The sequence below is a fragment of the Maledivibacter sp. genome (genome assembly GCA_025210375.1).
Lineage (GTDB): Bacteria > Bacillota > Clostridia > Peptostreptococcales > Caminicellaceae > JAOASB01.
In genome coordinates this window covers 60,417-84,961 of the sequence record JAOASB010000029.1, presented here as the reverse complement: position 1 = coordinate 84,961, position 24,545 = coordinate 60,417, and the positions used below count along the sequence as shown (strand labels likewise).

Annotated in this window: 18 protein-coding genes and 1 riboswitch; of the genes, 15 read left to right on the top strand and 3 right to left on the bottom strand. The window is 33.2% G+C overall.

Going from position 1 to position 24,545, the window contains the following annotated elements; translation table 11 throughout:
- Window positions 1-19 precede the first annotated feature (19 nt).
- The 4 genes from N4A68_09965 to N4A68_09950 all read left to right on the top strand — a co-directional run bounded on the left by N4A68_09965 (window position 20) and on the right by N4A68_09950 (window position 5,557).
- Window positions 20-1,153 carry a peptidoglycan DD-metalloendopeptidase family protein gene (locus N4A68_09965; GenBank protein MCT4564616.1) on the top strand — a complete coding sequence of 378 codons (1,134 nt, stop codon included), beginning with the start codon at window positions 20-22 and terminating at the stop codon, window positions 1,151-1,153.
- Between the two features lie 516 nt (window positions 1,154-1,669).
- Window positions 1,670-2,884 (top strand): S41 family peptidase, encoded by a 1,215-nt coding sequence (locus N4A68_09960; GenBank protein MCT4564615.1) that lies wholly within the window; start codon window positions 1,670-1,672, stop codon window positions 2,882-2,884.
- Between the two features lie 60 nt (window positions 2,885-2,944).
- A complete protein-coding gene (locus N4A68_09955) occupies window positions 2,945-4,174 on the top strand; it encodes a hypothetical protein (GenBank protein ID MCT4564614.1) in 1,230 nt (409 codons plus the stop codon).
- Window positions 4,175-4,450: 276 nt separating this feature from the next.
- Complete coding sequence (locus N4A68_09950) at window positions 4,451-5,557, top strand: AI-2E family transporter (GenBank protein ID MCT4564613.1); 1,107 nt, start codon at window positions 4,451-4,453, stop codon at window positions 5,555-5,557.
- 201 nt (window positions 5,558-5,758) lie between these two features.
- Here N4A68_09950 and N4A68_09945 read toward each other — a convergent pair whose 3' ends face one another.
- The gene (locus N4A68_09945; GenBank protein MCT4564612.1) at window positions 5,759-7,126 is read right to left on the bottom strand and encodes an aminotransferase class V-fold PLP-dependent enzyme; all 1,368 of its coding nucleotides are present in this window, start codon (window positions 7,124-7,126) and stop codon (window positions 5,759-5,761) included.
- 230 nt (window positions 7,127-7,356) lie between these two features.
- Here N4A68_09945 and uvrB point away from each other — a divergent pair, with 230 nt between their 5' ends.
- From uvrB to N4A68_09890, 11 genes are all read left to right on the top strand, one after another.
- The gene (uvrB, locus tag N4A68_09940) at window positions 7,357-9,336 is read left to right on the top strand and encodes an excinuclease ABC subunit UvrB (protein MCT4564611.1); all 1,980 of its coding nucleotides are present in this window, start codon (window positions 7,357-7,359) and stop codon (window positions 9,334-9,336) included.
- 186 nt (window positions 9,337-9,522) lie between these two features.
- Window positions 9,523-12,342: an excinuclease ABC subunit UvrA gene (gene uvrA, locus N4A68_09935; GenBank protein ID MCT4564610.1), complete on the top strand. Its 2,820-nt coding sequence runs from the start codon at window positions 9,523-9,525 to the stop codon at window positions 12,340-12,342.
- Between the two features lie 361 nt (window positions 12,343-12,703).
- Window positions 12,704-13,537, top strand: coding sequence for a PRD domain-containing protein (locus N4A68_09930; protein ID MCT4564609.1), 834 nt, complete (start codon window positions 12,704-12,706; stop codon window positions 13,535-13,537).
- Window positions 13,538-13,915: 378 nt separating this feature from the next.
- Window positions 13,916-14,722 carry a glucose PTS transporter subunit IIA gene (locus tag N4A68_09925; GenBank protein ID MCT4564608.1) on the top strand — a complete coding sequence of 269 codons (807 nt, stop codon included), beginning with the start codon at window positions 13,916-13,918 and terminating at the stop codon, window positions 14,720-14,722.
- An 18-nt stretch (window positions 14,723-14,740) separates the two neighbouring features.
- Window positions 14,741-15,004 (top strand): HPr family phosphocarrier protein, encoded by a 264-nt coding sequence (locus tag N4A68_09920; GenBank protein ID MCT4564607.1) that lies wholly within the window; start codon window positions 14,741-14,743, stop codon window positions 15,002-15,004.
- A 13-nt stretch (window positions 15,005-15,017) separates the two neighbouring features.
- Window positions 15,018-16,730 carry a phosphoenolpyruvate--protein phosphotransferase gene (ptsP, locus tag N4A68_09915; GenBank protein MCT4564606.1) on the top strand — a complete coding sequence of 571 codons (1,713 nt, stop codon included), beginning with the start codon at window positions 15,018-15,020 and terminating at the stop codon, window positions 16,728-16,730.
- Window positions 16,731-16,782: 52 nt separating this feature from the next.
- A complete protein-coding gene (pfkA, locus tag N4A68_09910) occupies window positions 16,783-17,742 on the top strand; it encodes a 6-phosphofructokinase (protein ID MCT4564605.1) in 960 nt (319 codons plus the stop codon).
- 164 nt (window positions 17,743-17,906) lie between these two features.
- A riboswitch (cobalamin riboswitch) is annotated at window positions 17,907-18,083 on the top strand.
- 182 nt (window positions 18,084-18,265) lie between these two features.
- A complete protein-coding gene (locus N4A68_09905) occupies window positions 18,266-19,333 on the top strand; it encodes an iron ABC transporter permease (GenBank protein MCT4564604.1) in 1,068 nt (355 codons plus the stop codon).
- A gap of 24 nt (window positions 19,334-19,357) precedes the next feature.
- On the top strand, window positions 19,358-20,113 hold the full coding sequence (locus N4A68_09900) for an ABC transporter ATP-binding protein (protein ID MCT4564603.1): 756 nt from the start codon (window positions 19,358-19,360) through the stop codon (window positions 20,111-20,113).
- 26 nt (window positions 20,114-20,139) lie between these two features.
- Window positions 20,140-21,072, top strand: a complete 933-nt coding sequence (locus N4A68_09895) for a sirohydrochlorin cobaltochelatase (GenBank protein MCT4564602.1) — start codon at window positions 20,140-20,142, stop codon at window positions 21,070-21,072.
- A gap of 161 nt (window positions 21,073-21,233) precedes the next feature.
- Entirely contained in the window at window positions 21,234-22,685 is a 1,452-nt protein-coding gene (locus N4A68_09890) for an ABC transporter substrate-binding protein (protein MCT4564601.1), read from the top strand.
- Between the two features lie 27 nt (window positions 22,686-22,712).
- On the opposite strand, the gene N4A68_09885 is transcribed toward N4A68_09890, so the two are convergent.
- Together N4A68_09885 and N4A68_09880 are read right to left on the bottom strand one after the other, a co-directional pair.
- A complete protein-coding gene (locus N4A68_09885) occupies window positions 22,713-23,261 on the bottom strand; it encodes a copper amine oxidase N-terminal domain-containing protein (protein ID MCT4564600.1) in 549 nt (182 codons plus the stop codon).
- Between the two features lie 564 nt (window positions 23,262-23,825).
- The gene (locus tag N4A68_09880) at window positions 23,826-24,506 is read right to left on the bottom strand and encodes a hypothetical protein (GenBank protein ID MCT4564599.1); all 681 of its coding nucleotides are present in this window, start codon (window positions 24,504-24,506) and stop codon (window positions 23,826-23,828) included.
- Window positions 24,507-24,545 lie beyond the last annotated feature (39 nt).

Genomic DNA, 24,545 nt, shown 5'->3' with positions numbered 1-24,545 from the left:
AAGGGGGATAAAATAAAGGATGAATAAAAAGAGAATTTTTATTTTTTTAATATCTATGTCATTGATGTTTATAATGGTTTTAGAAGCCTTTGCTTTCGATATTAATGATGATAAAAAGAAATTGAATAGTGTGAATAGTAAGATAAATCAAGTTGGACAAGATAAAAAGGAGAATGAAAAACAGCAAAAGAATGTTTCTGATAAAATAGAACAATTAGAAGGAACTATCCGAAAACTTGAAGCCGAAGTGGAAGAACTCAATAAAAATATCATTGGAACTAAAAAGCAAATAGAGATAACACAACAGGAATTAGTGCAAGCAAAGGATAATATTTCAAAGAAAAATGAGACTTTAAATGCTAGATTAGAAGTAATGTATAAGAATGCAGAGGTAGGATACGTTGAAGTGTTGCTTGATTCCACAAGCTTTGAAGATTTATTGACTAGACTAGATATGGTTAAAAAGATATTAAACCATGATATAGAGCTTGTAAAATATTTGAAGGCCCAGAGAGATTTAATTGAGCAAAAAAAGAAAACCCTTGAAAACCAAAATTCCCAATTAATCACCTTAAAAAATAATACAAAGGTTAAGCAAAATAATCTAAAGGTCTCAAGGGGGAAGATGCAAAGATTCAAAAAAGAACTTGAAAAAGACTATAAAGCTTTAGAAAGTAAAGAAGATGAATTAACAGATTTGGCTAATCGTATTGGTGATCTAATAAAGAGAAAGCAATCTAATGCAAAATATGTTGGTGGAAGCATGGCATGGCCAGCTCCTGGGTATAGTAGGATCACTTCACCCTTTGGATATAGAAACCATCCTATTTTGAGAAAGAAAAAGCTACATACGGGTATAGATATAGGAATACCTATTGGTAAGAATATAGTTGCAGCCCAAAGTGGTAAAGTTATCTATTCAGGTTGGAAAGGTGGTTATGGGAAAGTAGTAATGATAGATCATGGGGGTGGAATAGTAACCCTATATGCTCATAACTCCAGTATACTAGTTAAAGAAGGTCAACAGGTAAAAAGGGGACAAGCTATTTCAAAATGTGGAAGTACAGGTATGTCAACTGGACCCCATCTACACTTTGAAGTCCGTGAAAATGGTAAATTTGTAGATCCGCTAAAATACATTAAACAGCCTTAATATCAAACTCCCACTTTTCTAGTGGGAGTTTCAGATTGTTGACAAAGTCAACAATCTGGCAGGCTATTGAGAAATTCGAAGTTCGAGGCGTGCTGAAACCGAGAGACCGTAGCGTATACAAACATACGTAAGGGTTCTTGGTTGAAGCAACAACGAAGAAATTCGGGTTTTTCAACAGCCTGAAACTCCCACTTTTCTAGTGGGAGTTTTCAAAGTCTACAGGATAGGAGGCTTTTTATTTCCAAATTTTTGTGTAAACCAAGTAAAGGTGGTATAATGAATAATAAAATATAATAGAATAAAATAGTAAGATTTATTTCATTTTTTATAATTTGAGCAAATTGCATAATTGCCTTCTATAAAAATTATCTGCTATGTATAGTTTGGGAATCCTTAAAGCTATACCATACATATTATGCAACCTGGTCAAGTAAGAGTTATGCAATTTTCTCAATTTATATAATATAGATATAATAATTATTATTGCTTAAATAAAATGACTTAGAGGTGAAATTCATGATTAAAAAGAGAACCGCCTTTATAGGGGCCATTGTATTAATTATAGTCACAGGTTTATTGACGACGGTAATAACAAATGTTGCAGCCATAGGATTTAATGGGAAAGTATCCCTTCCTAAAAGTGAATATGAAAGATTGGTTGGATTAGAAGACAAGTTTAAAAAAACCCTTTACTTAAAGAAATACATTGAAGAAAATTATTATGAACCAGTGGATGAGGATGTATTTGAGGATGGTATATTAAAAGGATTATTTAGTTCATTGAATGATCCCTACTCACAATACATGTCCAAAAAGGAATTTGATAGCTTTATGACCCACACTCATGGGACTTATGGGGGAATAGGTATCATAGTTACACCAGGGGATGATGGTTATATAACGGTGGTGTCTCCTATAGAAGATACACCCGGTGAAAGAGCTGGAATCATTAGTGGGGATAAGATTGTAAAGGTTAACGATAAAGAAGTTACGGCAGATGAACTTGATGATGCTATTGCTATAATGAAGGGAAAACCGGGAACGGAAGTAGACATAACTATTTTAAGACCAAATAAGAAGGAACCCCTAGCTATTACAATTAAGAGGGAAGAAATAAGACTTAAAACAGTAAAATCAAGGGTGATAGAAGACAATATAGGATATTTAAGGTTAACTATGTTTGATGATAAAACTGCTGAAGATTTTAAAAAGCATTTAAAGGATTTAGAATCAAAAAATATAAAGGGTCTAATCATAGATTTGAGAAATAATCCTGGAGGCTCATTAAGAGAATGTGTTGAAATAGCTGATGAGTTATTAGGAAAACAAAATATAGTATATACAAAGGATAGAGCAGGTAAAAAGGAATATATGGATTCTGATGCAAATAAAGTTGATTATCCATTTGTCATATTAGTTAATAAAGGAAGTGCAAGTGCATCGGAAATTTTAACTGGTGCCGTTAAGGATACAAAGTCCGGGGTTATTATTGGAACAACAACCTTTGGCAAAGGCCTTGTTCAAGCCGTTAGGGAATTAACCGATGGAACTGGATTCAAATTGACTATTTCTCAGTATTATACACCAAATGGTGAGTATATACATGGAAAGGGAATAGAACCTAATATAGTTGTAGATTTACCTGAAGAATTAAAAGAAAAGGTAGAAATAACCGATGAAGAAGACACTCAACTACAAAAGGCACTGGAGGTTCTAAGAGGGAAGATATAATGTGATTGCCCGGGAAAAGTCCCGGGCTTATATATCCTTTTATGGTAGGTGAAAAGTTTTATGGAGTGGTTAGAGCTTATAATACTATCACTGCGATCGATTTTAACTATAATAATTAGTCCGTTGTTTTGGGTAGTATTATTTTTAATATATTTACAATATAATAAAGTGGCTAAGATGGAAAGAAAACTTTTAGGCAAGGAAAAGAATACGGCAAAGCAAAGGGTTTTTGTATCATTGGGAGTGGGTATGCTCGGTGGGATTTTAGGAACTATAGTAATATCAATTCTGGGAGTTGCAATACAGCTTGAAGATTTTAAATTTATACTACCCCTTGCAATAATTTTGATGCTCATCAATGTGAGATATCTTTGTTTTTCCTATGCTGGTGGAATTATCTCTCTTTCAAGTTTAATATTTGGTTTTCCAAAGGTCAATGTTTCGAGTATTATTGCTTTAGTTGCGGTATTACATCTTATTGAAAGTATATTGATATGGATAGATGGACACAGGGCTCCAACTCCAATTTTTATAGAGCATGATAAATATGGGACTGTTGGGGGGTTTACGCTCCAACGATTTTGGCCTATTCCATTTGCAGTTTTATTGGTGGGGTTAGCTGGGGGATCTAACATCAATTTTCCCCACTGGAACTGGTGGCCCCTATTTCATTCAGTAAATTTAGATAATATTTCAATATATCCGGTAGTTGTTATAGCTGCCCTTGGATATGGGGATATAGCAATTACTTCTTCTCCAAAGGAAAAAAGTAAGAAATCTTCATTAAGACTTGCCGCATATAGTATAGTGCTTCTCATACTTGCAGGAATATCTTCATATATCTATCCCTTTAAATTTATAGCGGCCTTTTTTGCACCCGTTGCCCATGAAGCATTGATTATATATAGCCAGAGGGAAGAAAAAAGGGAGATGCCTATTTATAAAAAACATCATAGAGGATTAACAGTGTTAGATATTAAAAAGAATAGCATTGGAGAAAAAATGGGTATAAAGCCCGGATATATTATACTCAAGGCTAATAATTACTCGGTTAATGAAAAGACAGATTTATTGTATATTTTAAATCAATTTCCAACATATCTTTGGATTGAAGTGATAACTGAAGAGGGTAAGAAAAGAATATTAGAATATAAAGATTATACAAATGGAATTAATTCCTTAGGAACAATTATTATTCCAAAAACTTCAAGTTTTGTTGTTTCTTCTGGAGAAAATCTAAGTATAATTAAGAGCGTATTTAAAAGGTTATTTAAAGGTAGAAAACATTAACATGTAACTATAAAGTTATGTATCTAATAGAAACCTGTTGGCTAATTTGCCAGCAGGTTTTTGTATCCATAGAAGTGCATAGATGAGGGGGTTGAGTAATACATAGAAAACTTAAAAAGTGGGAAATGTAGTAGAGATATCCACGAAATCCACTTATATCTTAAGCAATTAAATCAAGGATGATATCCCAATATTAGGCTTAGCCAAGTAAGAGTTATGTAATTTCTTCAATTATGTGTTATAATTTAAATAAATATGTAGATAGGGAGGACATAAATGGCAGAAAAGAAAAAGATACCGTATTTAGATATAATACCATTGCTTATAATAGCCTTTGTATTGTACAAAGTAATAAACAAAATAGACTTTTTCCTATTTATGAACATTGATCTGTTGTCAATTTTTAGTCCTGTTATATGGGCATTTGCTATAGCATACTTACTTAATCCTTTGATGAAATATATTGAAAAGCATCTTAAGATAAAAAGAGGATGGAGTATACTGGTTATATATATGTTTGTAATAGGAATAACCACAATATTTGTTACTATAGTTTCTCCAAAGATTTTCAATAGTATAGCTAATCTGCTAAAGGATTTACCTCAATATTTTGAGATCACCGATGAATGGATGACTGAGAAGATTGCAAGTTTACAGTTATTAGATAAATATGGGATAACACCTCGTATAGAGGGGAACTTAAATAAAATCATCGATCAAATTTCTGTTTATTTAAATGATATATTAACTACTATTGTTTCACAGGCAATCAACTTGACCTCTACATTTTTTAAGATAATACTATCCATGATAATATCAGTGTATTTTTTAAAGGATAAAGAAAGATTTAGTATTGGCTTTAAAAAAATTATTATTGCTTTTTTTAATAAAGAAAAGGCCAGAGGGATAATAGAATTTGGAGTTGAGATTGACAAAGTATTCTCACAGTTTATAATCGGTAAATTTATAGATTCGTGTATAATTGGTGGCATATGCTTTGTAGGTTTTATTATCATCAAGGCTCCCTATGCTTTGCTTTTGAGCCTAATAATAGGGCTTACAAATATGATACCTTATTTTGGACCATTTATAGGTGCTGTACCCGCAGTAGCCATTACCCTCTTTGATAATCCTATTAAGGCTATTTGGGTTTTAGTATTTGTCATAGCACTGCAGCAATTTGACGGTCTTTTCTTAGGCCCTTTGATATTAGGGGAGAAGGTTGGATTATCTCCATTCTGGATAATTGTAGCCATCATAATTGGTGGGGGCATGTTTGGAGTAGTAGGAATGTTTTTAGCGGTGCCTATAATGGCGGTTATAAAAACGTTTTTTGAAAAATATGTTGATAAAAGGCTTGAAGCCCAGGAGAGTGAATTATAAAAAAGCGACCTATGTAGCTTCAGATTGTTGACAAAGTCAACAAGATGGCAGGCGGCCTAACAATCCGAAGTTCGAGGCGTGCTGAAACCGAGAGACCGTAGCGTATATAGACATACGTAAGGGTTCTTGGTTTCAGCAACAACGAAGAAATTCGGGTTTTTAGGTGGCCTGAAGCGACCTATGTCGCTTTTTTTTATAATTTTAAACCTTCCATAAATAATCTGGATGGGCGCATCTTACTTGTTTAGTATATTTAGCTAAGTAATATTCCTTATTCTTTACAATATTACTTAGGGCTTTAATAAGTGTATCTATTTCTTGACTTGAATTATACATACCGAAGCTTATACGTACCATACCTGGATGGGGTAAGGTTGGATTATTAATACGTCTTTCTATTTCTTTGTTACTTACATTTAGGATTTCATGAAGATAGGGATGGGCGCAAAAACATCCATTTCTAACGGCTATACCTGCTTCAGATGAAAGTATATTTGCCAAAATATCATGGGGTATACCTTTTACGTTAAAGGGTATAATAGCTATTCTATCATTAATATTTTCTGTGTCTCCATATAAATCTAATTCAGGAATTAATTTTAGTTTTTTCATGGCATACTTAGTTAGGCTTTTCTCATATCTATGGATTTTATCTAGTCCAAGCATAGTTAAGGTTTTTATCGCAGACGAAAGAGCTACTACACCTATTATATTTGGCGATCCAGCTTCATCTTTATGGGGAGGCTTAGCCCATTTAACATAATCATGGGTAACAATTTCTACGGTGCCACCGCCAACATGGTCTGGGTCACCTTCCTCAAAGGAAGACTTTGGACCTATTAAAACTCCTATACCAAAGGGAGCATACATCTTATGGGCAGAAAAAACGAAATAATCAATATGTTTATTTGAATCTTTGGGTTTCATATTTATTGGAGTGTGGGCCACTAATTGTGCCCCATCCACTAGTATTTCTGAATTGTATTTATGACATAATTCAGCTATAGTATGAATCGGATTGATATAGCCCATAACATTTGAAGTACCTGTAACTGCTACTAGTCTAACCCTATTTGAATACTTTTTTAGCTTGTTTTCTAGGTCGCTTATGGATAACCGTCCATCTTTATCCACGGCTACATAATCTACTTTAAATCTTTTCCGCCAAGGCAAATCATTGGAATGATGTTCCATATTAGTTGATAGAATTACATCCCTTCCATCCCTTTGATCCAACCTATATGACAATTTATTTATAGCCTCCGTAGTGTTGTTTACAAAGATAATTGTGTCCGTATTTAAGTCCGTTCCCACAAATTTAGCAATAGTTTCCCTACATTTTTCATATAAATATGAAGAATATTTAGATTTATATCCAGTGCCTCTGTGTATAGAGGAATACATTGAGGAAAAGGAAAGTACCTCAGTTAAAACAGTTTTTAATGGTGGGGTTGTGGCAGCATTATCGAAATTTATTTCAGGCACATATTTATTGCTGGCAATGGGAATTTTAATATTTACTCCGTGAACATATGATCTGAAATAGAGATTTTCATTATTATAAAGCATATAATTCACCGTCCGCATAAAAAGTATTGAATAATATTATACAAAATTAAGCTGTAAAAATTCATCATAATAATATTTTATTCATGAGTGAAATAATTGTGAGAGAATTTATATAATTTCATTGACTTGATAATAAAAGAATTATATAATTTAGTCGAAGAAGCGAACTAATGTTTGATTTGTTGAAGATATTTTTAAGCATTTTACTACTTAACATATGAGGTGTTTTTATGGGTGAGTTTAAGATAGTTTCAGAATTTAAACCTACTGGAGATCAACCAGATGCAATAAAGGACTTGGCTCAGGGGATTAGTGAAGGCTTAGAGCATCAGACTTTGCTTGGAGTTACTGGCTCCGGTAAAACCTTCACCATAGCGAATATCATTGAAAAAGTACAAAAGCCAACTTTAATAATTGCTCATAATAAAACTTTGGCTGCTCAATTATGTAGTGAATTCAAAGAATTTTTCCCCGATAATGCCGTTGAGTTTTTTGTGAGTTATTATGATTATTATCAGCCAGAAGCCTACGTAGTTCATAGTGATACATTTATAGAAAAGGATGCATCTATAAATGATGAAATAGATAAACTAAGGCACTCCGCCACCATGTCTTTGTTTGAAAGAAGAGATGTAATTATAGTAGCAAGTGTATCCTGTATATATGGTCTGGGCGATCCCATAGATTACAAAAATCTAGTTCTTTCCCTTAGACCCGGAATGATAAAGGGTAGGGATGAGATATTGGAAAAACTTGTGGATATACAATATATGAGAAATGATATAAACTTTACAAGGGGTACATTTAGAGTAAGGGGAGATATTATTGAGATATTTCCTGTTTCATCTTCAGAAAATGCCATAAGGGTAGAATTGTTTGGTGATGAAATAGATAGAATTACAGAAGTAAATGCCCTAACAGGAGAGATTGTTGGACTTAGAAAGCATATTGCAATTTTTCCCGCATCCCACTATGTAACCAAAAAAGATAAGCTGGAAAGGGCAATTAAACATATAGAAAAGGAATTAAAGGAAAGAGTAGAGGAATTTAAGGATCAAGGTAAGCTTATTGAAGCCCAAAGAATATATCAAAGAACAAAATATGATATAGAGATGCTTAGGGAAGTTGGGTTTTGTCAGGGAATAGAAAACTATTCAAGGCACATTTCCGATAGAAAGAGTGGAAGTAGGCCATATACGCTTATAGACTACTTCCCCGATGATTTTTTACTAGTAATAGATGAATCACATGTTACACTGCCACAAGTAAGGGCCATGTATGGTGGAGACCGTTCAAGAAAGGAAAATTTAATAGAGTATGGGTTTAGATTACCCTCTGCCTATGATAATAGACCCCTTAACTTTGAAGAATTCGAGACCTTGATTAATCAAGGGATATATGTTAGTGCTACACCGGGACCTTACGAAAATAAGCACAGCAAAAAAGTAGTTGAACAGATAATAAGACCTACGGGCCTAATTGACCCTCATATAGATGTGAAGCCAGTAAAAGGGCAGATAGATGATTTGATTGGAGAAATAAATAGGATAACGGAAAGAAATCAAAGGGTTTTAGTTACCACATTGACTAAAAAAATGTCTGAGGATTTATCTGACTATTTAAAAGAAATAGGTATAAAAGTTAAATATATGCATTCCGATATAGATACAATGCAAAGAATGGAGATTATAAGAGATTTAAGACTTGGTAAATTTGATGTGCTTGTGGGTATAAATCTACTCAGAGAAGGGCTTGACTTACCGGAGGTCTCTTTAGTTGCCATATTGGATGCAGATAAGGAGGGCTTTTTGCGGTCTGAAACATCATTAATACAGACAATTGGTAGAGCGGCAAGAAATGCCGAAGGTAGGGTAATAATGTATGCTGATACCATTACTAAATCTATGAAGCGCGCAATTGATGAGACTAACAGAAGAAGAAGCATTCAAGAGGATTATAATAGAGAACATGGAATTACTCCAACTACGATTAAAAAGCAAATAAGGAATGTTATAGAAGCAACCATGGTTGCAGAAGAAGAGGTTAAATACGGTACTAAGAAGGATGAAAAGCTAAGCAAGGAAGAAACCCTTGAGCTTATTAATAAGCTTGAATGCGACATGGCACAAGCCGCGGCGGATTTACAATTTGAAAGGGCAGCAGAGCTTAGGGATAAAATCAGTGAGCTTAAGGAACAAGTTGATGCTTAATTATTTGTAAAATGCTAGAATGAGAAATGTTAAAATGTTAAAGGCGAAAGGGCTGAAATACCTAGAAGTTTTGACCTAGAGTGCCTATATCCTATAATTTATCTTTTATCTCCTTTACCAAAGAGACCCACTCCATACAACATTAAAACATTTAACATTGATAGTAAACTTGAGAGGTGTGAAACAATGTCTAAAAATTATATATATGTTAGGGGAGCGAAGGAGCATAACCTTAAAAATATAGATATTAAGATACCGAGGGACAAGCTTGTAGTAGTAACTGGGCTTAGTGGATCGGGAAAATCATCCCTTGCATTTGATACTATATATGCTGAAGGGCAGAGAAGATATGTTGAGAGTTTATCGGCGTATGCTAGACAGTTTTTGGGTCAGATGGAAAAACCAAATGTAGAGTATATTGAAGGACTTTCTCCGGCAATATCCATAGACCAAAAGACCACTAGTAGAAATCCACGTTCTACAGTTGGAACCGTTACTGAGATATATGATTATTTAAGGCTGCTTTATGCCAGAACCGGTATCCCCCATTGTCCTGTATGTGGAGTAGAAATTTCTCAGCAAACAGTGGATCAAATAGTAGATAAGGTTTTAGAACTAGAAGATGGAACTAGGATACAAATTCTTTCGCCTATAGTTAGGGGAAAAAAGGGTGAGCATAAAAGAGAACTAGAGAGAATAAAAAAGGATGGATATGTAAGGGTTAGGATAGACGGTGAACTTAGGGAAGTATTTGAAGAAATTAAACTTGAAAAAAATAAAAAGCATACCATTGAGGTTGTAATCGATAGATTGATAACCAAGGAAGGTATACAAAAGAGACTAAGTGATTCCATAGAAACGGCACTTAAACTATCGGAGGGGCTTGTAATTGTAAACATAATTGAAGGAGAGGATATGCTATTCAATACGAAATTTTCGTGTCCAGAACACGGGATAGGTATTGGAGAATTAGAGCCCAGAATGTTTTCCTTCAATAGCCCCTTTGGAGCGTGTTCGTCTTGTAAGGGCTTAGGATACCTTTTGAAGGTTGACCCGGAGCTGGTTATTCCCAATAAGGTACTATCTATTAGACAAGGAGCGATAGCACCCATTGCCAACAGTGGAGAGGGTACGTATTATCAGCAAATGGTTGAAGCTTTAGCAAAGGACCATAATATCGATTTAGATAAACCCGTTATGGAATTGCCTCAGGATTTTATAGACGAGCTATTATATGGTACAAATGAAAGAACTATTCAATTTAACTATGAAAGTAAATACGGAAGTAGGCAATATAAAGCACCCTTTGAAGGTATAATCAAGAACCTTGAAAGAAGATATAAAGAGACTAATTCTGATTATATGAGGAGTAAAATAGAGGAATTTATGAGTCTTAATGCTTGTGAAAAGTGTAAAGGGGCAAGGCTCAGCAATGAATCCTTAGCTGTAACTGTGGGGGATAAAAACATTGCAGAGATATCAGATTTGTCTGTTAGAAAGTCATTGGATTTCTTTAAAAATCTAAAGCTTGATAAAAAAAGGGAAATTATAGCTGAACAAATACTCAAGGAGATAAAAGGAAGACTTAATTTTTTAGCCGATGTTGGGCTTGACTATTTGACATTATCTCGTTCAGCTGGAACCCTTTCCGGTGGAGAATCTCAGAGGATAAGACTTGCGACCCAGATAGGCTCAGGACTTGTTGGAGTACTTTATATATTAGATGAGCCTAGTATTGGTCTTCATCAGAAGGACAATGAAAGATTATTAAAGACATTAAGAAATCTTACTGATATAGGTAATACATTGATTGTAGTTGAACATGACGAAGATACCATATATGCTGCGGATCATGTCATAGATATTGGACCGGGTGCTGGGGAGCATGGAGGCTATGTGATTGCAGAAGGTACCGTTGATGAGATTAAAGATAATGAAAATTCTATAACCGGTCAGTATTTAAGTGGTAGAAAGAAAATAGACATACCTAATGAAAGAATTAAGCCCAATGGTAAGTCTATTAAGGTTATTGGGGCAAAGGAAAATAACTTGAAAAAAGTAAATATAGAATTTCCTCTAGGGCTGTTTACCTGCGTAACAGGGGTATCTGGTTCTGGAAAAAGTACTTTAGTCAACGAAATACTTTATAAAAGAATAGCTATGGAGCTTCATAGGGCTAAAAAGAAACCAGGCAGTCATAAAGAAGTAAAGGGAATTGAACATATTGACAAGGTTATAGACATAGATCAATCTCCAATAGGAAGAACGCCTAGATCAAATCCAGCCACCTATACAGGGGTTTTTGATCACATAAGGGATCTATTTGCTCAAGTACCAGAGGCTAAGGTACGTGGATACCAAAAAGGTAGATTTAGTTTTAATGTAAAGGGTGGAAGATGTGAAGCATGTAAAGGTGATGGAATAATTAAGATAGAGATGCACTTCTTGCCCGATGTCTATGTTCAATGTGATGTTTGTAAGGGGAAGAGATATAATAGAGAAACTCTAGAGGTAAAGTATAAGGGCAAGACCATTTCCGATGTGCTTAATATGACAGTGGAGGAAGGACTTAAGTTTTTTGAAAGCATTCCAAAAATAAAAAGAAAGCTAGAAACTCTTAATGATGTTGGATTAGGATATATTAGGTTAGGACAACCCTCGACACAACTATCTGGTGGGGAGGCACAAAGAATTAAATTAGCTACTGAACTAAGCAAAAGAAGTACGGGGAAAACACTTTATATACTGGATGAGCCAACTACTGGGCTTCATATGGCAGATGTAGATAGATTGATAGAGCTTCTGAAACGTCTAGTAGAGGGAGGAAATACAGTTATTGTTATAGAACACAATTTAGATGTTATTAAATCCAGTGATTATATAATTGATTTAGGGCCCGAAGGTGGAGACCGAGGAGGAAGAATAGTAGCAAAGGGAACACCGGAACAGGTAGCAGCTGTAAGTGGTTCCTATACAGGTGGCTTTTTAAAGAAAGTATTAGAGTGATAAAGGTCTGTAATAACTGATGGCTTTTGAACTTAGAAAGGAGTATCTTAGGATAACGAAGAAATTCGTGATTCTGGGATGCTTTTTTAATTTTAGTGAATTGGGTAACATAAAGCTGATATAGGAATTCCAATTAAAATCGTAATTTGTACATGTCAATAATTCCTAAAGGCATGGGATATTCACATATGTATAAATTAACATTTGCCTTAAACCTTCTATGGTTAAATCATATTCTTTATTCTTGACAAATAGTTATGTTAATTGCATAATAACCATATGTATTAGCTCAGATTGTTCATAAAATATTTATATAGATAATCTGGGCTAAGACTATCATAAGCAAATTTGGGGGAATTCTATGGAAGGATATCTAATAAAGAAAGTTTTAAATAATAATGTTATTTTGGTACAGCAAAATTATCAAAATTATATTCTAATTGGTAAGGGGATCGGTTTTGGTAGAAAAAAGGGTGCTTTACTAAAAAACTTGGATAAGATAGAGGAAAAATTCATATCATTAAATGGATTAGACCTAGATGATTATGAAACCTTTTTTACAACAGTAGATCCTAAAATAATAGAAACAACTCAGAAAATAATTGAGATGCTTAAGGGCGGAATAAAAGAAAATCTGGATTCCCATGGTTACATTGCATTGATTGACCATATAAATTTTGCAATAAAAAGGCTTACAGAAGGAATTAGTATAGTGAATCCTTTTTTATTTGAAATAAAACTTATGTATCCTGATGAATATAGCTTAGCAAAAAAATCAGTGGACATATTAGAACAGGACTTAAAAATCTATATACCAGAGGCTGAGATCGGATTCCTAACTCTACACATCTATGGAGCAAGAAAGGACAAAAATAGAAATGAAGCATTAGAAAACTCCAAAATGATAAGTCAAATTGTAGAATTAGTAGAAAGTAAATTACAAATTACATTAGAGAAGAACTCATTCCTATATAGAAGATTTGTTATGCATTTAATGGGTATAATAGATAGGGCGTATAGTAAAAGATTTGATGAAAATAAATTTTTAAATAAACTTCAGGATGATCTTAGCTACGAGTTTAATATAGCATATTATATAGTTAAGATTATGGAGAAAACCTTGAAGGTTAGTATATCAGAAGGAGAGATAGGCTATATAGCCATACATCTTTATAAGATGCGCAATGACGTTTAAGGCACATTCAAAAAATACACTGGTTATTTTAGTCCTCTTTTTGATTTTTTCATATTCTTAAATTATTATGGTTTCTATATAGATATTGATTAAGAAAACGTTTTATGTTAAAATTTACATATGGAGTTCAAAGTAAATCTTAATTTATATATAGCAAAATATTCTATGTTTATGGGGGAGTTTGATATATATAAATTAAAGTTTTAACTGAAATATCTGTGTCTTAAGTTCTGCAAGTTTATTTATACAAACTACATATTTTTACATGTAACTGATTCGATCAGGCATGAGTAAAAGATTTTGATAAAATAATTACTCTATTTTATCCTTTTGCTTATGCCTTTTTTGTTTTCATCCAATAAAATGGGAGTGGTGCAAATGCATAAAGGAATATCATCAGAACTCAATAAAAAAGCTTCTATACAAGCATCAAAGATGCAGGATTTAGCTGCAAAGATGTTATTAGCCCTGGGAGATAAAGAAAATATTGTTAATTTAGATGCTTGTATCACTCGACTGAGAGTCAGTGTTAATGACTTAAATAAAGTAGATACAGAACTCATAATGATTTTGGGTGCCAAGGGCGTATTTGAAAAAGGAAATGATATTCAAGCTGTATTTGGATCTACATCAAATCAATTAAAACAAGAAATTCAAAATATAATTCAAAATATAATTAAAAAGACCTCACTACCAGATCTAAAAAAGGAATCAACTGAAGAAGATGATACCCAAACCTCATTTGTTTCACCCCTAAGTGGGAAGCTGATATCCTTACAGGATGTACCAGATGAGGTTTTTAGAAACAAAATGCTAGGTGATGGGTTTGCAATTCATCCTATAGAGGGAGAAGTAGTATCCCCTGTAAATGGAGAAATAGAAATCTTTTTTCCAACAAAGCATGGGATTGGGATCGTAGCCAATAATGGTCGCGAAATTCTAATCCATTTTGGAATTGATACTGTACATCTTAAGGGTGAAGGATTTGAAGCCCTTGTCAAACAGGGGGATAAAGTTAAGCTTGGCCAGCCTATACTTCGTATAGACTTAAATAAAGTAGGGACATTGGCTAAATCAATAATCACCCCAGTGATATTTACAAATCTTTCTAAAGGAGAGAAGGTAATATTTGAGGTGGGTAGAGATGTAAAGCTTGGGCAAAAGGAAATTATAAAAATAATTTAATAAAAAGGGAGGACGATTATGGAAAAAACAGTGAAAATATTAAATGAAAGTGGGTTACATGCAAGACCGGCTGCAGTTTTTGTAAAAACAGCATCTAAATTCAAATCAGAAATAACAATTGAGTCAAAGGGTGTAGAGTTAAATGCGAAATCTATCATGAATATTTTGAGTATGGGGGCAAAACAAGGGGATACAATAAGAATTATTACCGATGGCCCAGATGAAAAGGAAGCCCTAGAGGAATTGGTTGGCTTAATAGAATCAAAATTCGACGAAAAATAAGGAGGAATAATATATGAAAAAGGGTACTGGAGCATCGCCAGGAATAGGATTAGGTAAGGTTCTATTAATCAAGAATGAAGAAATAGTTGTTGAAAGAAAAGAATTTATAGATATAGAAAATGAAAAAAATAAATTTCAAGAAGCTATAGATAAATCAAAAAAAGAGCTAGCTGGGATCAGAGATAAAGCATTAAGGGAGTTTGGCGAGGAAAAATCTGCGATTTTTGATGCCCACTTAATGATATTAGATGACCCTGAACTAATTTCAAGTACTCTAAATAAGATAGAAGCTGAAAAAATAAATGTTGAATATGCCTTTAAGGAAATAGCCGAGCAATATATAGCAATTTTTGAAGCCATGGATAATGATTACATGAGAGAAAGGGCAGCTGATATTAAGGATGTTTCTGGAAGAGTTATACGAAATCTTATGGGAATAAACGTAGTTGATTTATCAATGCTCGATGAAGAGATAATATTGGTTTCAAATGATTTAACCCCATCTGAAACTGCAACAATGGACAAGGAGAAGGTCTTAGGATTTTTAACTAATATTGGGGGAAGAACATCCCATACAGCTATAATGGCTAGGTCTTTAGAAATACCCGCCGTAGTAGGGCTTAAAGATATTACTGAGCAATTAAAGGATGGAGACTTCGTTATATTTAATGGGGAGGCTGGAGAGGTTATAATTAATCCTACCGATGAAGAAATTAAGCATTATAAAGAACTAAAAAATAAATATGAAGATGAAAAAAAGGAATTGAATGCCTTAAGGGGTCAAGTAAGTATAACAATAGATGGAAGAAAAGTTGAACTTGCAGGAAATATCGGTACTCCCAATGATGTAAAAGGACTTTTAAGTAATGATGCTGAGGGTGTAGGCCTATACAGAACAGAATTCATTTATATGGATAGAGCTTCACTTCCAACAGAAGAAGAGCAATATAATGCATATAAAGAAGTATTAGAGTCTATGAATCCAAAACCAATTGTAATTAGGACATTGGATATAGGCGGAGATAAAGAGCTTTCATACTTAAAGTTTGACGAAGAGATGAATCCTTTCTTAGGGTATAGAGCTATTAGACTTTGCCTAGACAAAAAGGACATATTTAGAACACAGCTAAGGGCACTTCTAAGAGCTAGTGTTTATGGAAACTTAAAAATAATGTTCCCTATGATTTCCAGTTTAGAGGAACTTTTAGAGGCAAAGAAAATTCTTGAAGAAGTAAAAGCTGATTTGGATAAAGCCACAATACAATATTCACAAAATATACAGGTAGGAATGATGATAGAGGTTCCGGCTGCTGCAATAATAAGTGATGTTTTGGCTAAACATGTTGATTTTTTCAGTATAGGAACCAATGATTTGATTCAATATACAACGGCAGTAGATAGAATGAATGAAAAAATTCATCATCTTTACAATCCTTTCAATCCGGGGGTATTAAGGCTTATTAAGATGACAATAGATAATGGACATAAAGAAGGTATATGGGTCGGTATGTGTGGAGAAATGGCAGGAGATAAGAGGATGATACCAATATTGTTGGGCCTTGGATTAGATGAATTTAGTATGAGCCCAATATCAATATTGCCCGCAAGAAAACAAATTAGAGGCTTAAAGTATGAGGATATGAAAGCCTTTGCAAATAAAGTAATGAATATGGATAAAGCTGAGGACATAGAAAAATATATTGAAGAAAAATTAAATAAGGGATAAAATAAGAATTGTGTTTATTGGTCAAAATATAAGGAGTGGGAGGTGATATTGATTGAAAAAAATTGGAGTTTTGACGAGTGGTGGAGATGCCCCAGGAATGAATTCAGCAATAAGAGCTGTTGTGAGGTCGGCAATATATAACGATATTAAAGTAATGGGAATAGAAAAAGGTTATAATGGATTAATAAATGGTAATATAATAGAAATGAATCTGTCTTCTGTTGGAGATATAATTCATAGAGGTGGAACAGTTCTAAAGACAGCAAGATGTGAGGAATTTAAGACTCAAGAGGGCTTTAAAAAGGCATTGGATGTTCTTAGAATATTTGGTATAGAAGGGCTTGTCGTGATAGGTGGAGATGGTTCATTTAAAGGGGCTCAAAAGCTTAGTCATGGAGGAATAAAAGCAATAGGTTTACCAGGAACTATAGATAATGACTTAGCTTATACAGATTATACCATAGGCTTTGATACAGCCATAAATACAGTTTTAGACTCGGTAAGTAACATAAGGGATACTTCTACATCCCATGGTAGAGCTAATATTATAGAAGTCATGGGACGACATTGTGGGGATATTGCTTTATATTCTGGGCTTGCTGGAGGAGCGGAAAGCATTATATTACCAGAGCAAGAGTTTAAAATTGAAGATATATGTAGAAAACTTATAAATGGAAGAAATAGGGGTAAAATGCACAGTATTATTATGCTGGCGGAAGGAATAGGCAATGCCTTTGAGCTGGGGAAGGAAATAGAAGATAAAACGGGCATAGAGACAAGGGTTACGGTACTAGGACATATTCAAAGAGGTGGTACACCAACAGCATTTGATAGGATATTGGCAAGCAGAATGGGTGATAAGGCTGTTAAATTACTTATGGATGGTAAATCAAGTAGAGTTATAGGAATAAAAAATAATAAGCTTATAGATTTAGATATAGATGAAGCCCTTTCAAAGAAAAAGGAATTTGATAAAGAAATGTATGAATTGACAAATATCCTATCGATTTAAGATAATAAACTATTATAAACGCCCAATTTCAATATCCACATAGAAACTGGGCGTTTATAATGGGTATAAGCCCTTTATTCCATAATGTTTTTGCATAAATATCCTATTGTTTAAGTATACATATTGTGTTACAATAATACTCGAGTAAAGTATGAAAATTATATAATTTTTAGAAGTGTATAGGTGCCCTATATTTAGGGATAATAGGGAAGATTGGTGAAAATCCAACACAGCCCCCGCTACTGTAAGTACGACTGATAATCAATATGCCACCTTTTGGGAAGGCGATCTATTGGGATGATGTATGAGTCAGGAGACCTGCCTATGTATTTGTAATTGATGCTTCGGTGGGAAGTTATTCATGTATGTTGATGATTAGTACATTACTTGAAATCTAGCCGATGGGGGTAGATTTTTTTGTTTTTGTTGCTATAAAATCATCGCCCTTCTAGACTTAGCACTTAAAGCTTAAAATTTTAAACTACGAATGCATAGTCCCACACTTTTGCTCCTAGGAGGAAATATGGATCAAGGAACTGTTTCTGTAATTAGGCAAGTAAAAACTAAAAGAAAAAAATATTTTAACATGGGAATATTTCTTTTTTTTACTATGATAGTCATAGCTCTTATATCTATAAGTTTAGGAAGGGCACAGATTTCTATAAAGGATATAGTAAGCATAATAGTAGGTAAAGTTACAATAAATCCTGGTATCTATAGCCATATAAAGCCATACAAAGTTGCTATAGTGTGGGACATAAGATTACCAAGAATACTAATTGGAGTAATAGTTGGGACAGGGCTTGCAGTGGCAGGCACGGTATTTCAATCTCTCCTTATGAATCCTTTAGCTGATCCCTACACCATTGGAGTGTCAACAGGAGCCGCATTTGGAGCATCCTTGGTTATATACATCAATCTTTTTCTATCTAGTATACAGATTCCAATAACCCCCTTTGCATTCTTAGGAGCATTTATAACTCTACTATTAGTTTTAAAGATAGCAAATAGAGGAGGAATTATAAATTCCAGTAATCTAATTATAGCAGGTATTATTGTGAGTTCTATATTATCGGCGGGCATAAGCTTTTTAAAGAATGCCGCTGGAGAACAGGTTTCAGCCATTATATTTTGGCTTATGGGTAGTCTTGCATCAAGAACATGGATACATGTAATAGTTTCAGCTCCGATTATTTTCACCGCTGTCATTATATGTACATACTATTCAGATGATTTGAATTTACTTTGTTTAGGAGAAAAGGATGCAAGGAGTCTAGGTGTAAATACCGATAAGATGAGAAGGATATTCTTAATAATAGGGGCGATAATAACAGCTGTATGTGTCTCAGTAAGTGGTATTATAGGATTTATAGGACTGATTATTCCACATTTACTAAGGTTTTCTGTTACTTCAGATAACAGGGCATTGATTCCCTTGTCTGGGTTACTGGGAGGAGTTATATTGGTGTTAGCAGATAATATTTCTAGAATATTATTTACTACAGAGATTCCAGTAGGTGTTTTGACTACTTTATTAGGTGGACCATTTTTTATTTATATCTTTATAAAGAAAAATAAGTATATACAGTAGGGATTAATATTAAAGGAGTCCTTTATGTTTAATATAGATAATCTAAATTTTAGCTATGGCAAAAAGAAAATACTCCATAATATAGAATTAAAATTAAAAGAAGGTACTTTCGTATCTATTATTGGCCCCAATGGATCGGGGAAAACCACATTAATCAACTTGATAAATGGTATGAATATGACCTATTCAGGTAATATAAAATATTTTAATAAAGATTTAATTGAGTACAGTGTAGAGGAAAGGGCTAAAAACTTCTCGATCATTAGCCAGCAAGGTAGAGTGGATTTTCCATTTACATGTATAGAAATAGTGATGATGGGTAGAAATCCATATAAAAATAGATTAAATTCCTTAGGTGAAAAAGATTTAAAACTAGTTGTCGACGTCATGAAAAAAACAGATACTTTCAAGTTTGCAAACTCATTAATTACAGAAATAAGTGGTGGAGAATTACAAAGAATTATTTTAGCCAGGGCTTTGGCACAAAATCCAAGGGTTCTTTTCTTGGATGAAGCATTTTCTGCCATGGATATATCCTATAAAATAAATGCTATAAAACTAATTAAGAAACTTGTGGAAAAAGAAGGATTAACAGTAATTTCAGTCATGCATGACATCAACATTGCTTATAATTTTAGCGATGAGGTTTGTGTTTTAAAGGAAGGTAGACTCCAAGGCTTTGGAGCTCCTAAAGGTTTTATTTGTGAAAACTTCATTTATGATGTATTTAATATTGAAGTTGAGAAGGTTGGAGACAAGGGTTTTTTTGTTAAAGTTTGATAATATGATTTTGAGGAGGAATACAAATGAAAAAAATATTATTAGTATTATTAGCTGCTGTATTAGTAATTGGAGGCTTTAGTGCATGTTCAGCTAAGGTTGACTCAACTGAAGCACCTAAGGCTGAAGAAAATAAAGAGGTAGGTGATAACAAGGTGGAAAAAGATCCGAATAAGAAGGCTATATTAGTGGTGAGCTTTGGAACAAGCTATGCTGACACCAGAAAAGTTACTATTGAAGCATGTGAGGAAAAGATAACTAAGGCATTTCCAGAATATGATGTAAGAAGAGCTTTTACTTCACAAATTATCATTGATAAACTTAACAAAAGAGACAATATAATAGTGGATAATCCTACAGAAGCTTTCACAAAACTAAAAGACGAAGGATTTTCTGAGGTATATGTTCAGCCTTTACATGTTATAAATGGGGCTGAGTATGATGACTTAGTTGGTGAAGCTGGTGAATTTAAGGAAGCATTTGATAAGCTTGTAATAGGAAGACCTTTATTAACTAGCATGGAAGATTATAGAACAGTTGTTGAAGCCTTAGCCGAAGAAATGCCAGAAAGAGCTGATGGCGAAGCGGTTGTATTTATGGGACATGGAACTCACCATGATGCTAATGCAGCTTATGCTTGCCTAGATTATGTATTTGATGATGAAGATCAAAAAAATGTATTTATTGGTACTGTGGAAGGTTTCCCAGAATTAGATACAGTTATCAAAAAATTAGAGAAGAATAATATTGAAAAGGTAACATTAATGCCATTAATGCTTGTTGCAGGTGATCATGCACAAAATGATATGGCTGGGGACGAAGAGGATTCTTGGAAGATTATCCTTAAAGGAAAGGGATATGAAGTTGATACCGTTCTTCGTGGCTTAGGTGAATTTTCAAAGATTCAAGACTTATATATTGAACATTTAAAAGCAGCTATCGAAGGTGAAACACATTAATAGATAGTACTAGATTTTTAGGATGAGGTACTATAAAATTGAATTATGAAATTAAATTAAAGGGGCTGTCTAAAAAGACAATCCCTTTAATTTGGACTAGGGGTATTTCAGAATGAATTTTTTCATGTTCCTAACTATATCATATGAGGAGGAGAAATAAAGTGTTTTATAGAAAAATAGTAGGCTTTATACTTATTCTTATGCTGGTTGTTTCCTTGGCGGCATGTACCAATAACAATCGGGGAACACCACCACAGAATGCTAAGGAGACTGTAAGTGAAGAATATGCCATAAGTTTTATAGATGATATGGGAGAAGAAATAAAGCTTGAAAAGTCTTGTAATAGGATCATTTCATTATACTCAGCCCATACAGAGAATCTTTTTTTACTGGGCTTAGATGAGGAGATTATTGGAGTTGGTACATCTGACATATATCCTGTGAATGCTCTAAAAAAAGATGTTTATGATTATAAATCAGATCCAGAAAAAATTATTGCGGCTCAGCCGGATTTGGTACTTATAAGACCATTTATAAATAGGAAGTCTCCAGATTTTGTTGCTACCATCAAAAAAGCCGGAATTCCTGTTGTATCTTTATATCCAGATAAATTTGAGAAATTTGATAAGTATATTATGATTTTGGGTGAATTAACGGGAAAAGATAAAAGAGCCCAGGAATTACTTGAAGAGTTTTATAAGGGTATAAAGGATATAGAAGGGATCACTAAAGATATAGAAGCTAAAATGACTGTTTATTTTGAGTCCTCAGAAAACGATTATAAAACAGTAACGGTTGATTCCATGCCTGCAAAGGCAATAGAATATGCAGGGGGCATAAATATAGCCAGTGATGTAAAACCAATTAAAGAAGGTAGTTCTATAGCTCCCTATGGCATAGAAAGGATACTAGAAAATGCAGAAAAGATAGATGTTTTTGTATCTCAAAGGGGAGTTATGAATGCTGGAGGCAATTATCATTCTATTGTTATTAGACCAGGATTTGATACGATAAAGGCTGTACAAGATGATAGGGTCTATATAATTAACCAGAAGATAATTTCTAGTCCCACATTTAGATACCATAAGGGCGTAAGAGAAATTGCAAGGATGATGTATCCTGAAATTTTTGATGATATAAATGCACATAAGTCAGAGAATAAAATCACCAGGAGAGAAATGGCCGAAATAATAGTTAAACATACCCACAAAGGCATATATGTACCTAGTTCCAAATATTATAGAACAGATCATAAGGGTCATACCTATGGATTTTTTGAAGATGTAAAATTTACTGATGAGTATTATGATTATGTTGAGACTGCTGCAATGGCAGGCTATATTGATGGTATTAAAGAGGATGATAAAGAATATTTCTATCCAGACAGAACCATGACAAAGGATGAATTTGCGAAGATAGTATATCTAATTGGAGATTATAAGGGAAAAGATAATAAGAAAAACATTCTCGATTTAGATGAAGCTGAAAATAAGAAAATAATTCAGATTTTGGTAGATAACGATATTTTACAATGTAACGATGGATATTTTAATCCTACTCAAGAAATTACATGTAGTGAAGCTATAGATGTATTAAATAGAATAGGAAATTAAAAAAGCGACATATATACAGTCGCTTTTTTAACTATCTACAATCATTCCTCTGACTTCATTGTCCTTATTAATAACCATACCGACTATATCACCAATCTTCAAATCTTCAAAACTCAAATTTATTTTTTTATTATTTCTTTGAAGTACTATTATGACATCCTTAGCTATCTTTATATCTGCTTCTTCATAAATTGTATTATCATCGATATGCTGATAAATAAAAACAGTTCTTTTGTCCCTATCTAGGGATAAAATCTCTCCGTATACAAATCTTTCATCTTCTGATGGACCGGATTCTTTAAAATCCTTAAGGGTCAAGAGTGAGACGGTATTTTTTTCACTATCCCATGATATGGGGAAATTAAGTGCCTTTGATACAAAGCCTATAGGTATATATACCCTGTCATTATATAGAAAAGGTTCATTTTCCAGGGCTATTTCATTATTGTTTACAAATATTTTTATATCCCGATAGAATACTTTTATTTCTTTACTATTTTGAACTGCCAGTACAGTTAAAGTAGATATAAAGAAAATCAAAACCACAAGCATAAAAATTTTTCTTTTTCTAAGCATGATAAGTATTACCCCCTAATCATATTTTTAAGGAGTATAAACAAAACTTTGAAAAAGTATACTAAAAAACTGTAATGTTAAGTCCTGCATCTTTAGTTAAAGCTTTTTGAAAAAACTAAAGGGATTGTCTCTTTAGACAATCCCTTTGAACCACTATATATAAATTTTTTAAAAGTCTCAATTACCCTAGGTGATTAAGAAACCCACAACTTACAGTAAAAATTGAAGAAAAAATTGATTGTAAAAAATAAATAGTTATCAAAACAACAATACAAGCTAAAAATCCTTTGACTCTAGGCGAGACGACGGCAGGCTTGTCACTAGACATAACTAAAAACCACACTCCTTAATATAATCATCTTTAATAATTTAATCTCCAATATAAAATAAATATTGTTTTTGTTAATATGATTTTACCATATTTTATCAAGGATTTAAACCCACATTATTAATATGAGGAAATTATATAACCCTTTCTCGGCAAAATTATATAATGTATATGAAATTTGGGGGAATTCTTAAACCATATTATAGTAGATAGTTTTTTAAAAAGACCAAGGGCCTTTAGAGGTTGTCCCTGTTCACATATTTAATCTCTTTGGATTCTAAAAAAGCAGCCACAGGTTTTATTCTTTCATCGTTTATATGGCCTTCAATTATGCCTCTACTATTATACAATATTAACTTCAAGGAATTGTTATCAACTGTATATTTCTGTATATCATAATAAGAATAAAATCCAGAATGATTAGATATTCCATCGTTTAATGGTATATCGATTCTAAAATCCAATCCCCTAACTAATATACCATCGGTCATAAAGTATATTTTTGTATATTTATAGCTAATGTAAAGAAGAATTTCTACCACCAATGCCCAAATCAAAAGATTAAGCATGCTTTCAAGGGTTACATTAGAAAACTTTTTTGATGCTATTACAGGCCATAAAAATAGTGTAATGACCACAAAATATGAAATCATTCTACTATAAAGTCTTGATGGCTTTAGGGTTATAGAAAAGAAAATCTTATCCTTAATATAGTGTTTAGAAGTTATAAGGTTTCTAAATACAAATTGAACAAAGGAAAAAACAATTACAAATAAGAAAAATAATACATTAGGAAATATTATTTCCATATTCTCTCCTAGGGCTTCTAGGTTAATATTTGGTATAATAAAAGTAAGAATAGATATAACAGACATAAAGGCTACTACAAAGTTAATACTTCGTTTTGTGTTATTCAATTAAATCAGCTCCTAATTTATTTATATATCTATAGGGAT